Here is a 14,126-nt window from a genome sequence, read left to right on the forward strand (position 1 = left end):
ATGGAATTAAGTCACGGAATCCTCATTCTGGATTACGGCAGCCAATACACTCTTCTAATCGCTCGAAAAGTTCGTGAGCTCGGGGTCTACTGCGAAGTTTGGCCCTGCAACGATGAACGATTAAATCAGGGGATCGACGCCAAAGGCGTGATCCTTTCGGGCGGACCGGCGAGTGTGCACGTCGAGGGCGCGCCGTCGCTAGACCTTCGAAGTGGTATCCTTGAGAAAGAAATCCCCGTACTCGGTGTCTGTTATGGCATGCAGCTTCTTGCGCATACCCTTGGTGGCAAGGTGGAAAGCGCACGCGTACGAGAGTACGGGAGAGCCGAGATCCAAGTCTCGCCGAACACCATTTTCGACGGGGTGGAGACCACAACCACGGTTTGGATGAGCCACGGAGACGAGGTCACTAAGGTTCCTGACGGATTTGCCGTGGTCGCTCAGACGCATAATGGCGTGGTCGCAGCCATGGCTAATGATTCCCGCAGAATCTACGGCGTACAATTTCATCCCGAGGTCTCACATTCTGTTGAAGGCCTGCGCATCCTCTCTAATTTTGTGTTTTCAGCGGCTGAATGTGTGGCCGATTGGAATATGCACGATTTTATCGAGGCGTCCGTGGATACGATTCGTAGCCAAGTTGGTGCTGCCGGTCGTGTGATTTGTGGACTTTCAGGAGGTGTGGACTCGAGTGTGGTCGCTGCGTTGCTGCACCGAGCCATCCCAGACCGCCTTACCTGTGTACTGGTCGATAATGGCTTGCTTCGCCACCAAGAGGCGGAAAACGTTCAAGAGGTTTTCGAGGGACATTTTGGAGTAGACCTTCGGGTGGTGGACGCCAAACGCCACTTCCTAGATAGGCTTGCAGGGGTGACCGACCCCGAGAAGAAGCGAAAAATCATTGGCGAAGTCTTCATACGTGAGTTCGAGAAAGTCGCGGCAGAGATCGAGGACGCCAAATTCCTTGCTCAAGGCACACTCTATCCTGACGTCATCGAATCGGTGAGCATTCGCGGACCAAGCGCCACCATTAAGTCGCACCACAACGTGGGCGGCCTACCAGAAGACCTTGGGTTTGACCTCATTGAACCCTTAAGGGAGCTCTTTAAGGACGAGGTTCGAGTTTTGGGCCGCGCGCTGGGACTTCCACCTCATATGGTGGACCGACACCCTTTCCCTGGGCCGGGCCTCGCCGTGCGTATACTGGGCGAAATCACGGAGGAGAGGCTCTCGATATTGAGACAATCCGATAAGATATTTATTGAAGCTTTACGTGAAGAAAATCTCTACCACGAGATTTGGCAAGCGTTTGCCGTACTCTTGCCCGTCAAGACAGTGGGGGTCATGGGTGACCAGCGCACCTATGAAGATACTCTGGTGCTTCGGGCTGTAACCAGCGAAGACGGTATGACCGCAGACAGAGCGAACCTCAGCGTGGAGTTTCTTGGCCGTGTCTCGGACCGAATCATCAATTCCGTGCGAGGTGTAAACCGCGTCGTTTACGACGTCACGAGCAAGCCACCTGGAACCATTGAGTGGGAGTAATCCATGAGTCTTAGAAAATTCGTTCCCTATCTCCTGGTTCTCTCGCTCTTGACCTGGGCACAAAGCGCTTGGGCGCAGTCGACCGCCGTCTTGTTGGATATCATAAACCCCAGTTCGGAATCTTCGGATGTATGGTGGGTGTCAGATCCTCCAAACTACTCGGCCAACATGCAGAATCTCTTTTCCGGTTTGGAGGAGGGCGGCGTTGCGGTTCTAAAACCTCAGTCGGTTACCGATATCTCGTCGGTGATTCGCCAACCCAAACTTAGTAAGACAAATGCGCTGAATCTCGCACGTCTACTTGGAGCCGAGCGAGCACTCTTGGGATCGGTGAAGATCGAATCGCTGGGAGAGGTGACCGCGCTGCCTATCCTTGGGTATCGCGTCTCATACTCGGGTACAATCGTGGACCTAAAAACCGGAGAGCAAACCCCGATTGACCTTAGTTCCAGCCACTGGGAGCGCTCATCTGAAGCTGCGACTCAAACTGCATTTTCGAATTTGGGTCAGACCTTGGCCAGCCGGATATCGAAACCAAAGAAGAGCGCGCTCAGCGGCCCGACCGGCTTCAACACGGGCGCCTTTCAGGTCCGAATACGAACGAACTCGGGAAAATGGTTCGACGAGACCATCAATTGGCTTCTATCCACCGGAAAAGTCGCTGAGATTGAGTTTGCGTGGGTGTCCACGGGCTTTATTGCACTTCATCTGATTTCCGATGCCAACACACGCCTACAAGGCCCTGAGATAAATGCACTTGCAAGAAACCTCGTAAATCAGGCATTTGATGGGTTCAGCGCAACGTTATCAACGTCAGACGAACCACAATCCGTTGAGATCACCCTCAACGCTAAAGTCGATGGCACGGGGACCGAATGAATGAAATGAACGATAAGGGCGAGGAAGGAACAGGACTGAATACCTCACAGTTCTGGCATTATTTTAAGCGTTATCCCTACATTCTGGCTAAGCTTTGTATTTTTGGGCTTGTGGTTTGGGGCGCGTTTCTGCTGTTGCAGAGCGTTCAGGCCGTACTCTTCCCCTTGTTCCTGAGTCTTTTGATAGCCTATCTGCTCGACCCTTTAGTGGATGTCTTGGAGAGCAAAGGCATCAACCGGACGCTGGGAATCGGCATTTTCATTGGTATTGGTTTGCTAGGGATGGGGCTCTTTGTGCTCTTCCTCTACCCGACCATCTCCAAACAGGCCTCATTGATTTGGGAGCGCCTGCCGCAGTTGGCAGGCATCATCGAAAACCGGCTCTTCCCGTGGCTTGAATCAAACGGTGTCGCGATTCCGGCAACAATCTCTGAAGCACTCTCTGAACACGGAAATACGGTCAAAGACGCGCTTCCAGCTTTGGTGGAGAAGGCAAGTGGCTTGACAGCAGGATTGGCGGCAAAGACGGGCCCGATCATCGCAAGCCTTCTCTATCTCGTCATGATTCCCATCTTCACGTTCTACTTCCTACGTGATTTTGACCTCATGAAGCCTGCGTTGTTGGACCTGATACCAATGCACAAGCGCGAGTTTATCGTCGAGCGACTCCATCGAGCTGATGAGGTGGTTGGCGCATGGTTTCGAGGGCAGGTCGAGGTCGCGCTTATTCTGGCCGTGCTCTACGCCATCGGCCTCGGTGTGATCTTCGGAGTAGCAGGTGTTGGTGCGACAAGTGGTATCGCCATTGGACTTCTGACGGGTATCCTAAACATCATCCCTTATTTTGGCGTCTTCATCGGTGTTGTACTTTCCACGCTCATCGTCCTTCTCGACTGGCACGGAATCGGTCCACTCATTGGTGTTGGGGTGGTTTTTGCGGTGGTCCAATTGCTGGAAGGTTATGTGATTACGCCGCGAGTCGTGGGCGAGAAGGTCGGTTTGAGTCCTGTGACTGTGATTATCGTTCTTCTACTGGGCGGCGAAGTGATGGGGCTACTCGGGGTGCTCCTAGCAATTCCCATCGCCGGTGTGATTCGTGTCCTGCTTCCCGACATTCTAGATTATTACAAATCATCACCGTATTACACCGGAACGCTGCTCTACGAGCTGCATGGCAATGGCAACAACACGACTGAGGCACCCGAAGTGAAGCCAGAGGAGCCTGTGGTGGCATCTAGGCCTGAGACGCCAGAAGTAGAGGCCAGCGAGGCCGACGATCCGAAGGAAGAAGACGAAAAAGAAAGCGAAAAGCCCGAATCTGACCAAGAGAAGAGCAGTTGACACTGCACGGTCATGCTGGAAGTATCCGAGTAAGATACGCAGTGAGTATTCATGGCCGCCAACGACACCAAGAAATCCCTAAGAGACCGGATTCGGAACTTACTCGTTCAAGAGTTCGATGGACTTTCACCCGACGCGGTGGCCGGCATTTTGTCCGGACTCGCCTCGGAGCTGATTCAGTTCTCCGAAGCTGGTGTCGCAACAGTTTCTGAGGCTCTCGACGAGAGCGAAGTTGAGTCGTCCGAGATCTCCTATAGCTACGGGCAAGATGGTGCGATCAACGTTATCGCGCGCGCCGAAGAGCAAATTGCCGACGTCATCAATCAGGTTCTGAACGTGGGCGCGCTCCTCGTAAGGGTCGACCCCGCTCCAAAGCTGAATTCACTCGTCCACTTACGCATATCCCTGCCTGAGGTTCACCTCGAGTGCATCTTCCAAGGACGTGTGGTGCACGTCTCGGAAAAGGGAAGTGCGATCGAGCTTGGACAGATGACCAAGGAGGACCGCGCTTCTTTCGAGGCGATTTGGCCGACCTACCAAGGCTTCTTGAACGGCGCAAAATCGGCCCCAGCAGCTGGCCCACAGGCGGGTGTCGCTCCAAATCAGACCATGCACGCGAATCGTCCGTCAGTATCGGCAAGTGACTCTGTGGCGATTCCGCTCGGTGCACCAAGAACTACGCGCCAGCTCAAGCAGATTAAGAGACGCGTAGATATTACTGACCCTGACGTGAAGGTATTAACGTCCACGCAGTTCGGACTCAAGGCGGTGTCGACCACCCGTGAGTTTTACGGCCCCGAGAACCTCTGGCTCCAACCCGGTGTCGAACCTGAGCGTGTCGAGGCCCTGGCGGAAGACCGAATTGCGGACATCTTTTTGCAACTCTCAGAACACGCGTCGACCGGCCTCATCGAAGTCAATACGCTTACTCAAGCGGGCCCGCTAAAGAGACAACTTCTCTTGGACTCCGGATTTGTCGTCGAAGTCTCTCGACAGCCCCGTGATGCCGACGAAGAGCTCGGCCTCATGCTTCTGCGAGCAGACAGAATCACCAAGCAGCAGCTGGCGATGTCTGCCGCTCACGCCGACGAGAACGAACAATCACTCGCCCGAAGCCTCGTGGATCTTCAGATCCTGGAGCCCGACCGAGTTCGTCACGCCATCGCCGGACGCCTGACCTTTTTGTTGGGAGAAGTCCTAAAGACCAAGACAGGAGACGTGCGGTTCTACGACGGTGCGAACCTTCCTTCGGGCTTTCTTCCTGCGCCACCTTTGCGAGTGCACGTACCGATTGAGCGCGTGCTCTTTCAGCGGCTCTTTGAGAACTTCAAGACGTTCCCGCTCAAAGACCGCGAGGCGATGCTCGAACCCGCCATGGACGCGTATCCGGAAATCGTTCCCGATGAGTCTGAACGCATCGAGCGCACGCTTGAAGCGAGCGAACACAAGGTATTGATCGAAAAGGTCATCACAGGCCGCCGCAGAATGCGTGAAGTATTTACGGAAAGTAACCTCGCCCATGCCGATACTTTCGCAGTTGTGCAGTCGTTGCACCGTATGGGTCTTTTGCGTTTCGATCGCTCCTTGCACCAGACGGTTGTCCGAGAACGCATGCGTGAAAACGTGACCGTCAAGTACCTGAGCGTGCACAAGGCAAGCTACTTCGAGGTCCTGAACGTTCACTGGTCTGCGTACGATGAAGTGATTGAAAAGGCTTATCAGGAACTCTCGACTCAGTTCGACCCACAGACCGTGCCTCAGTCGCTCGAACCCGAGGTTCATCAGCGAGTCGTCGAGATCCGGGAACGCGTGGAATCAGCCTATCAAGTGCTCAGCGCACGAGAGACTCGGCATTCGTATCGAAAGCGCATCATGCCAGAATACAAGTTGGCGCACGCCATTCCGCTCTTTCTCAAGCAAAGTGAACTGGCGGAGAAGAGAAGACAGTGGAACGAGGCGATGGACTCGCTCAAACGCGTGACAGAGATAGATCCCGCCCATCGTGACGCGCGCATCAAGATGGACCATGTAAAGGCAATCCTTGAAAATCGGCTTTCACCCGATGCTACTGACTCGAACTTTTAGCCTCCTCTTGGCCTTGGCTTTGGCAGCTGGGTGCTCAGAGCAGCGCGACAAAGCGCCTACCGAGGCACGTATCCAGGAAAAACCAGCCCTCACCGTGGATACGGTTGAGCTTGCGGCCAATAGGGTTCAGTCGGCGCTCTTTCTATCGCATTCCGTGACCCCACTCGAAACGGGCGTAATCCGAGGTGTCGCGCTGCCGACCTACGCCGAGTTCCCGGAACTGACTTATCTTGAGATGGTCGACCGGGCGCAATCGGTCGGAGCTACGCATATCAGTTTGATTGTGAATTGGGAGCAAGACACCATCTATCACAACGAAATCCGTCCTCGAACGGATATCTCAGATGACCGAGTACGCGAAATCATTAGGCACGCGCACGCTAAGGGCCTAAAGGTGATGCTTTTTCCCATCCTACACATCAAGCGCCGCAGCGATGGTGAATGGCGCGGAAAACTGGCCCCGACGTCGCTGAAAGACTGGCATTCCAACTACGCGCAATTCATTCGGCACTACGCACTGCTCGCCGAACAAGAGGAGGTCGAGATTTTCAGCGTTGGAAGTGAGCTTTCCTCGATGGAGGCCAAAGAATCTTTTTGGAGAGAACTCATCGAGGAAGTCCGCAAGATCACCAGGAGCCGACTCATTTACTCGTCGAATTGGGACCATTATCAGGTTCCGAAATTCTGGGAAGACCTAGATTATATCGGTGTGAGTAGCTATTTCGAGGTTGCTGAGACTCCGCGTGATTCAGTGGCCGCTATTTCGCAGGGCTGGACTACCGTGCGCGATGAATTGCTAGGTTTTTCAAAGACCGTTCAGAAGCCCCTTGTGCTCACAGAGGTCGGCTATCCAAGCGTGGATGCGGCTTCCGTTCACCCCTGGGATTACACGGCCAAGAGTGGGCCAAATCCAGTCCAACAGCTCGCGGCCTATCAGGGGCTAGTGCAAGCGTGGTCTGGCCAAGAGTTTGGAGGGCTTTTTCTTTGGCACGGGTGGGGCAGGGGAGGAGACGACGACACGAGCTACGCGTTTTGGGAAAAACCTACACAGTACCTGGTAGAGCGTTGGTTCGACGATCCCGCCATGAGTCCACAAGGTAGAGAAGCGGTGGCAGAATAATCAGGTCGCCCAAGATTGCCCCAGCAATCGTGATGCCTGTCAGAGTTCCAAACATTCGAGTAGGCACAAAATCACTCATCAGCAATACGCCTAACCCGATGAGGAGCATCACGCTCGTCAGCATGATGGCGCGACCGGCCCCCATATAGGCTCGTTTGATCGATTCACTGGCGTCCCGTCCAGCGTCTCTTTCCTCTTGGTATCGAGCCAAAAAGTGAATCGTGTCATCCACCGCAAGCCCAAGTCCAATGGAGAACGTGATGATGGTGGTCGTGTTGAGGTCAATTCCTCGTACGCCCATATATCCCAGGGTCAGAATTAGAGGAGTCGCGTTCGGAAGCACGCTAATCAGACCGAGACGAATCGACCTGAACGCCACGGTCATCATGCCAAAAATAATCACCATGGCGAGCAATAGACTCCCGAAGAGGTCTCGTATGAAGCTATCCAGTGAAATGGACGCGACATAGGCATCGCCAGTAAGCACCCACGAGACGTCGTGACCGGGGGGAAAGAGCTCGCCCAGCTTCTCTTTGAGTTCGTTCCCTAACGCCAATTGAGCCTTTGCTCCGTCGTCGGCAACCCTCAACAGAAGCCGCACGTGTGAGAAGTCCGTGGACACGAATTGACTTGCTCCACTCCTAGAATCAGGAGCTCCGGCCAAAAGGAGGTGCAGTTGCTCAATCTCGTCTCGGCTCTCAGGCATGGTCCCGCGCTGTGCTGGATCCGCAAGCAGTGCCGCACGTGCTGCCTGGTGATAGTCCACAAGACTCTGAGTTGAGAGCACCACATCAAACTGCTTGGAAAACGTCTGCAGTTCAGCGAGCTTCTTATAGTTCTCAGGATTCTTGAAGGCGCCAGGCTCGCTCGAATCAAGACTGATCTCGATAGGTAGAATTCCACCGAGCTTTTCTTCCGACATCTTGAGGGTGTTGTAGGTCGGATGCCCGGGTTCGTAGACTTCGAGCAGTATGGTGTCGATCTCCACCTGAAATGCTGCCATCGCAGCAATCGCTGTTATCACCAAGCCACTGACAAAAAATCGCCAGGGGTGCGCCACAACTTTTTCACCAAGGACGCCCATGAACTTTTCAATCAACGGCTGGTAGTCCGGTTTTTGAGTATTTAGCCGTTGCACCGGCCGCATCTTAACCAACGCGGCTGGCAGAAAGAGTAGGGTGACGAGATAGGCCAAGAGCACCGACGCCCCAGCTTGCCAGCCAAAGTTCTTCAGAATCTCCGTATCTGCGGCGAGCAGTGAGAAAAAGCCAACAGCCGTGGTGGTACTCGTGAGCAAGCAGGCAAGGCCCGTGTGGCGAATCATCGCCTTGACGGAAGACGCTCGATCCGCCCCAGCCTCGTTTTCCTCCCCATCTCTCGCGATCATATGGATGCTGTCCGAGACCCCAATGATGAAGACTAGCGACGGCAAAATATTGTTGATGATATTGATGGGCGAATCGGTAAAGACCATCATGCCGGTCACCAAAACCATAGTGATGGCCACCACGCCGAGGGGAAGTACGACCCCTGAAAACCGCCTGAACATGAAGAACAAGATGAGCAAGTACGCAAGCCCCGTTGCCGGCACGAACGTCAACTGCTGGGTCTTGAGGTTCTCGACGATCTCTTGGCGCAGATAGGGAATCCCACTGACACGCGTGCGCAGCTCCGAAGGCACACCGCTCTCGGCTAGCTTCGCCTCGATCTTAAGGATGGCTGCTCGAAGATCCTTCACGTCTTGGAGGTCATCTTGCAGCCATACCAAGACCACGGTCGTCTCTAAGTCAGGACTAATCACGCGCTTGTTGAGGAGTGGTTCATTTGCGGCGAGTTCCTTCAACGCCGCCGCTGCCGACGGTTCAACCTCTCCGCTTTCGAGCACGATAGGAACGGTGGTCAAAAGTCCCGCCTCAGCTCCAGACCTTGGAATCTCCATCGTCGGCAGAGACTGCGCGTTCTTAACCTCTTCGAACTCTCTCAAGGAAACCGTAAAGTCTCGAATCCACTCAAGAGTTTTGGGCTCGAAGAGCGAATCACCCTCCACGATAATGGTCACCAAATTGTCTTCACGCCCAAACTCAGCGGCGAATTTCTCGCGCTGCTCGAGCACGTCTTGAGTGCCAGCAAAAAGTTGTTGGGGCGTAAAATCGAAACGCAGACCTTGCAAAAACGGCGCGTTCGCAAGCACAATCAAGCCCATGCCGAGCAGAACATAGACCCGGAACCTGAGTATGAAGTCTGATAACAAGCGAAACATGCAACTCTCCGAGGGCGAATGCCTTGACGCTACTCCTCTCGCGGAGTCCTGACCATATGCGATTCATCGGAGTAGATGTCGGTGCGAAAAGAGTGGGGATCGCGGTCTCAGACGACGAAGGCCGCGTTGCTGTCCCTAGCGAAAGCCTCGACGCAAAGACGGCTATCGTAGAGATTCTCGCCATGGCCCCTGACACCATAGCAGTTGGACTTCCGCTCGATCTCAAGGGCAGGGAAGGCCCTGCTGCACGCAAAGCTCGGAAGTTTGTAGATGATTTGCTCTCGCAGGTCGAAGCCGGCCAGGTCCCGCCGCAAATCGAGTGGATCGATGAGCGTTTTTCAACCGTAGTTGCCTCAAACCTTTTGAGAGACGCTGGCCTCAACGCAAAGAGGCAAAAGGGCGTCATCGACGCCATGGCCGCATCTCAAATCCTTCAAACTTACCTCGATTCTCGAAAGTACGAATGAGCTCAAAGAACAAAAAACAAAGCCCCCGAAGACTTCTCGGTTGCGCCGCGTTCTGCTTCTCACTCGTACTTGGCGCGGCACTTCTGGTCTTTGCGGATTTCTACTTGTGGACTCAACGCCCGTTGGTCCAAGACAACGAGCAAGTTCAATTCAGCGTTCCAGAAGGCACCTCTTGGCCAGAGTTCGTTCGTCTGCTCTCAAGTGAAGGTATCGTGACGCACCCACGCTACTTCGATATCTGGGGCCGGACGCGGGGTCTCCCTCAAATGATCAAGGCCGGCAGATACACGCTTGAAGGACCGCTCTATCTCGAGGAGGCATCCGCGCTCTTCGCCAAGGGTGGTGAGGCTGAAGACCTCGTCGTGACGATCTTGGAAGGTTGGACGATCTTTCATATCGCCGACAAATTGGAAGCCTCGCAGATCGTCTCGCGAACCGCTTTTCTAAACGCTGCCCGTTCGCCGACATTGCTCGAAGAGGCAGGCATGGAGGCGGAGAGTTTCGAAGGATATCTCTTTCCGGACACCTATCGATTTTCAACCACTGTGTCCGCCGAAGAAATCGTGAAGCGGATGCACGCGAGATTCAAGGATATCTATCAGGATGTTTCAAAGAATCGCGGTCCGGACACAAGTGATTGGTCCGACCATAAGATCATCACGCTTGCGTCTTTGATCGAAAGGGAGACCCGATCGCCCACAGAACGCCCCAGAATCGCCAGAGTTTTCCTCAACCGGTTAGACCGAAACATGCGGCTACAGACCGACCCCACGTGCGTCTATTCCGAAGAAACTTACAGGGAGATTCCACACCCGAAATTCTGCAAGGACCGACTCAACCGTTACTCGACCTATGTGATCGACGGATTGCCACCAGGCCCGATTGCTAACCCTGGCAGAGCCAGTCTCCAAGCCGCACTCAGGCCATCCACCCTCGCCGAGGACAAGGACTACCTCTTCTTCGTGGCAAGAAGAGACGGCTCCGGCAATCATCACTTTTCAAAGACCTATGATGAGCACCGGCGACGAGTCCGCCTCTATTTGAAGGGGAATTAGGGTGCGGGAGCGGAGCTAATCGGAACGAAGAGCATGTCGAAGCGAACCACGGAATTGGAACCCGTCGCAGGCTCAAACTTCCACTTCTTGACCTCGGTGAGCACGCACTCTTTGATCGAAGCGTTGATCGCCGTATCTCGCTCAACCGCTGCGATAATATTGCCCTTCGACCCGCTCACAGTGAACTGAACAGACATTTCGCCTTTGACACTCGGGTCCTTCTCAATGGCCTCACGATAGCATTTGGAGAACTCATAACGCTTGGCCTTGACCTGATTCTTTACCAACTCTGGGTCCAGCTTACCCTGAACACGCAAGGACTCTTCGATCGGGTACACCAGTGCGTAATCAGACGCATTTCCAGCAGCCACCGCAGCTTCGCACGGTGGACACTCCGCGCTTGGAACCTCAGCAACGGCCGTTGTTCCGGTGGAATCGTCGATATAGGGCATACCGAACCACATCCCAGCTGCTCCCGCGCCTGCCCCCAAAAAGAACGCCAAACCGGTCACCATGACTACTACGACAACACTACAACCTTGACTCTCTGCCATCGGTCTTCTCCTGTTAAATTGCTTATCACAAAGGTCTATCACTCAAGCGAGGCGCTATTCAACCGCGAAGCGCTCAAACAACTTGCGAAGCGTCGGCGCGTGAGACACAATGGCACACTGAAGGAGGAAGCCGTGTCATTATTGCAACTGGCTCTAGACGAGCACTTGCGGCGAATTGCGAGGCATATTCAGGAGGAATGGGGGCTTTGGGTAGGTGTCGTTTCCAAGAACGAAGCGATCCCCTTTCCAGGAAGGACAAGCGTCAGTCTGCCGATTTGCGAGCGCCTTCTCGGTAATCCAGAATCCGCGCTGAAGTGCCAGGAGTCTGTCAGGGGATTTTATCAGGCCAAAGAGCTCGATTTCTGCCATCACCAGCTCGGCGCGATGGTCGTCCCAATCAAGACGACACATGGCAAAAAAGTGGGCAGTATCTACGTTTCTGGCTTCATCCCTCAGGAAGAGGGCGCACCGATCTGGGACGCGCTCAGGAAGTCATGGCCGGATGAGCTGATTGAGTCCGTACCCGTGCTCACTCGGCGCCAGCGTGATTCGATCCTCGCGCTCATGACGTTGATGCAGTCCGTTGCGACCGAGGCGCTCGGTGCCACTGAGATCGAGGAAATCCCCAGTTACCGCGAGATTATCGGCGCCTCAGAGCCGATGCAGAAACTCTTCAAGGAGTTAAGAAAGGTCGCGAGGACTCAGAGCACAGTGCTGGTGCGCGGAGAAAACGGCACAGGAAAGGAGCTCATTGCGAAGGCCATCCACCGAGATAGTCCGCGCAGCACCATGCCTTTCCTCGCCCAGAACGTCGCGGCAATCCCGGCCGACCTCATGGAAAGTGAGCTCTTTGGGCATAAAAAAGGAGCGTATTCGGGCGCACACCGCGATCGAACAGGACTCTTCGAAGCCGCACACAAAGGCACATTTTTCCTCGATGAGATCGGGGAGATGGATGTAAGCCTGCAGGTCAAGCTGCTCCGTGTGCTCCAAGAAGGTAGCTTTCTTCCGATCGGAGACTCGGAGTTTAGAAAGGTCGACGTCCGCGTCATCTGCGCGACAAATCGCGATCTCGAAGCAGCGGTCAAGGAAGGTAGGTTTCGCCAAGATCTCTATTATCGCGTCAACGTCATCACGCTCACGGCACCGCCGCTCAGGTATCGTCGCGACGACATCCCCGCGCTCGCCACACACTTTACCCAGCTCGCTTCGCACAAACACGATCTCCCTCCGAAATTCCTAACCGAGGACGCCATTGCTCGCCTGCAGGAGCATTCGTGGCCGGGAAATGTCCGCGAACTTGAGAACGAGATCGAGCGTCTGGTGATCCTTTCCGGTGACGCCACCGAAATCGACGCATCGTTTATCAAGCTCAGGGCTCAGACACGGCAAAGCGCGGTGGATGTCATGGCCACCGACGTACAGCTTCCCGACGCTGTCGAAGAGCTCGAACGCAAGATGATCCTTGAGGTTCTGCGACGCACGAATTGGAATAAGAGCCAAACCGCGCGGGAGCTAGGCGTCTCGCGGCGAAACCTCATTCGAAAGGTTCAAGCCTTCGGCCTCGAAGACGAGCGTTGAGTGAAACTTCTCTTCCTAATCGTTGGGTTTTGGGCGTTTTTGACCAGTCCGTTGCTGGCTCAAGAGCGCATCGAGAGTTTGGAGATCAAGGGACTCTTTCGGACCGAAGAAGAAGTGGTCAAACGAGAGTTGACCTTTGAGATACCAGGTCAGGCCGAGGAAGCTGAGATCGAGGAGTTCGTGCAGCGGCTTAGAAACCTGGGGATTTTTCGGATCGTCAACTACACCCTGGTAGACGGGCATCTCGTGGTGGAAGTTGATGAAAAGTGGACCATCCTTCCCATGTTTAGCATTCAGTCTGGAGGACGCCTCTCGAGCCTTCTAGTCGGTGCGTTCGATGCCAATCTGGCCGGCAAATACATGGAGTTGGGTGGACGGTATCTTAGGCTGGGAGACACGAACTCGTTTGCACTCTGGCTCTACGACCCACGCTTCTTAAACCAGCGCTCCCTTGGAGGCGTCGACCTCTGGTGGTCGAATCGCCTGAGAACCCTCTATACGAAGGACGGAGAACTCGAAGGCGGCTACCTACGCCTGAGGAAGCTCGCAAGATTTCTCTACTCGAAGGAGTTTAACCGCGACTTCGAGCTTGGGGGCTCCCTTGCCGTTCAAGACGACACATTTTCTAGAGAACTGCTCAGCCCAAGTGTGCTCGAACTCAATTCACCTCTGCCCGAGGACACATTCGGACTTTTGCTGACAGGCACCTTGAGATTAGGCCGGCTGGACATCGACAATTACCTCGTCGAGGGCTTGCGTTTCTCACAATCGTTGACCGTGACACTGCCAGGGTCGAGCTTTACCGCCTTCGAATCCACGTCGCAATTCTCCCAATACATTCGCTTTCCGTGGCGTCAAAACATCGCATGGCGGCTTGGCTACGCGTTCACAACATCCGAAGAGATCGAGCAAGGCTTCTTCATTGGAGGTTTTGATACGGTCCGTGGCTACTTGGATTCCCGTTTCCGCGGCACACACGCTTGGTACGCTAACGCGGAATACCGAATCGGTTCGCTTGACTACAAATGGCTCGCGCTCCAGCACACTGCGTTTGTGGACGGCACCGGCGTCTCAGACGATTTTCGCACATCTCTGAGGCTCAGCGGCGCGAGCGCCGGGCTCGGACTAAGAATCATGGTCCCCAAGGTCTATTCAGTCGTTGCCAGAGTAGACTATGCCTTCCCACTCATCGGAGGCACGACGGGTGGCCTGAGTTTTGGCGCCCAACAGTTTTTCTAGA

Annotated in this window: 11 protein-coding genes; 9 read left to right on the top strand and 2 right to left on the bottom strand. The window is 54.5% G+C overall.

Features of this window, described 5'->3' with window-relative positions; translation table 11 throughout:
* Genes guaA through FRD01_RS02030 form a run of 5 tightly spaced genes read left to right on the top strand, consistent with a single transcriptional unit; the run spans position 1 to position 6,969 of the window.
* Complete coding sequence (guaA, locus tag FRD01_RS02010) at positions 1-1,545, top strand: glutamine-hydrolyzing GMP synthase (RefSeq protein WP_146957161.1); 1,545 nt, start codon at positions 1-3, stop codon at positions 1,543-1,545.
* 3 nt (positions 1,546-1,548) lie between these two features.
* Positions 1,549-2,424, top strand: a complete 876-nt coding sequence (locus FRD01_RS02015) for a hypothetical protein (protein ID WP_146957163.1) — start codon at positions 1,549-1,551, stop codon at positions 2,422-2,424.
* Positions 2,421-3,764 carry an AI-2E family transporter gene (locus FRD01_RS02020; protein WP_146957164.1) on the top strand — a complete coding sequence of 448 codons (1,344 nt, stop codon included), beginning with the start codon at positions 2,421-2,423 and terminating at the stop codon, positions 3,762-3,764. The genes FRD01_RS02015 and FRD01_RS02020 overlap by 4 nt, the downstream gene beginning before the upstream one ends.
* Before the next feature lie 51 nt (positions 3,765-3,815).
* Positions 3,816-5,849, top strand: a complete 2,034-nt coding sequence (locus FRD01_RS02025) for a J domain-containing protein (RefSeq protein ID WP_146957166.1) — start codon at positions 3,816-3,818, stop codon at positions 5,847-5,849.
* Positions 5,827-6,969 carry a glycoside hydrolase family 113 gene (locus tag FRD01_RS02030; RefSeq protein WP_146957168.1) on the top strand — a complete coding sequence of 381 codons (1,143 nt, stop codon included), beginning with the start codon at positions 5,827-5,829 and terminating at the stop codon, positions 6,967-6,969. Before FRD01_RS02025 ends, FRD01_RS02030 begins: the two co-directional genes overlap by 23 nt.
* On the opposite strand, the gene FRD01_RS02035 is transcribed toward FRD01_RS02030, so the two are convergent.
* Positions 6,893-9,229, bottom strand: a complete 2,337-nt coding sequence (locus FRD01_RS02035; protein ID WP_146957170.1) for an efflux RND transporter permease subunit — start codon at positions 9,227-9,229, stop codon at positions 6,893-6,895. The genes FRD01_RS02030 and FRD01_RS02035 overlap by 77 nt on opposite strands.
* 56 nt (positions 9,230-9,285) lie before the next feature.
* Between FRD01_RS02035 and ruvX the strand changes: the two genes are divergently transcribed.
* Positions 9,286-9,696: a Holliday junction resolvase RuvX gene (gene ruvX / locus FRD01_RS02040; protein ID WP_146957171.1), complete on the top strand. Its 411-nt coding sequence runs from the start codon at positions 9,286-9,288 to the stop codon at positions 9,694-9,696.
* Positions 9,693-10,751 carry an endolytic transglycosylase MltG gene (mltG, locus tag FRD01_RS02045; RefSeq protein WP_146957173.1) on the top strand — a complete coding sequence of 353 codons (1,059 nt, stop codon included), beginning with the start codon at positions 9,693-9,695 and terminating at the stop codon, positions 10,749-10,751. The genes ruvX and mltG overlap by 4 nt, the downstream gene beginning before the upstream one ends.
* On the opposite strand, the gene FRD01_RS02050 is transcribed toward mltG, so the two are convergent.
* Complete coding sequence (locus FRD01_RS02050) at positions 10,748-11,305, bottom strand: AgmX/PglI C-terminal domain-containing protein (protein ID WP_146957175.1); 558 nt, start codon at positions 11,303-11,305, stop codon at positions 10,748-10,750. The genes mltG and FRD01_RS02050 overlap by 4 nt on opposite strands.
* A gap of 132 nt (positions 11,306-11,437) precedes the next feature.
* Between FRD01_RS02050 and FRD01_RS02055 the strand changes: the two genes are divergently transcribed.
* Both FRD01_RS02055 and FRD01_RS02060 read left to right on the top strand, forming a co-directional pair.
* Positions 11,438-12,886 carry a sigma 54-interacting transcriptional regulator gene (locus tag FRD01_RS02055; protein ID WP_146957176.1) on the top strand — a complete coding sequence of 483 codons (1,449 nt, stop codon included), beginning with the start codon at positions 11,438-11,440 and terminating at the stop codon, positions 12,884-12,886.
* A complete protein-coding gene (locus FRD01_RS02060) occupies positions 12,887-14,125 on the top strand; it encodes a BamA/TamA family outer membrane protein (RefSeq protein WP_146957178.1) in 1,239 nt (412 codons plus the stop codon).
* Position 14,126: the final 1 nt, after the last annotated feature.

It is taken from the genome of Microvenator marinus (genome assembly GCF_007993755.1).
GTDB lineage: Bacteria > Myxococcota_A > Bradymonadia > Bradymonadales > Bradymonadaceae > Allomicrovenator > Allomicrovenator marinus.

Coding starts and splice junctions, on each gene's coding strand:
- FRD01_RS02020 (WP_146957164.1), top strand. CDS start 2,421: ATGAATGAAATGAACGATAAGGGCGAGGAAGGAACAGGACTGAATACC.
- FRD01_RS02015 (WP_146957163.1), top strand. CDS start 1,549: ATGAGTCTTAGAAAATTCGTTCCCTATCTCCTGGTTCTCTCGCTCTTG.
- guaA (WP_146957161.1), top strand. CDS start 1: ATGGAATTAAGTCACGGAATCCTCATTCTGGATTACGGCAGCCAATAC.
- FRD01_RS02030 (WP_146957168.1), top strand. CDS start 5,827: ATGCTACTGACTCGAACTTTTAGCCTCCTCTTGGCCTTGGCTTTGGCA.
- mltG (WP_146957173.1), top strand. CDS start 9,693: ATGAGCTCAAAGAACAAAAAACAAAGCCCCCGAAGACTTCTCGGTTGC.
- ruvX (WP_146957171.1), top strand. CDS start 9,286: ATGCGATTCATCGGAGTAGATGTCGGTGCGAAAAGAGTGGGGATCGCG.
- FRD01_RS02025 (WP_146957166.1), top strand. CDS start 3,816: ATGGCCGCCAACGACACCAAGAAATCCCTAAGAGACCGGATTCGGAAC.
- FRD01_RS02035 (WP_146957170.1), bottom strand. CDS start 9,229: ATGTTTCGCTTGTTATCAGACTTCATACTCAGGTTCCGGGTCTATGTT.
- FRD01_RS02050 (WP_146957175.1), bottom strand. CDS start 11,305: ATGGCAGAGAGTCAAGGTTGTAGTGTTGTCGTAGTAGTCATGGTGACC.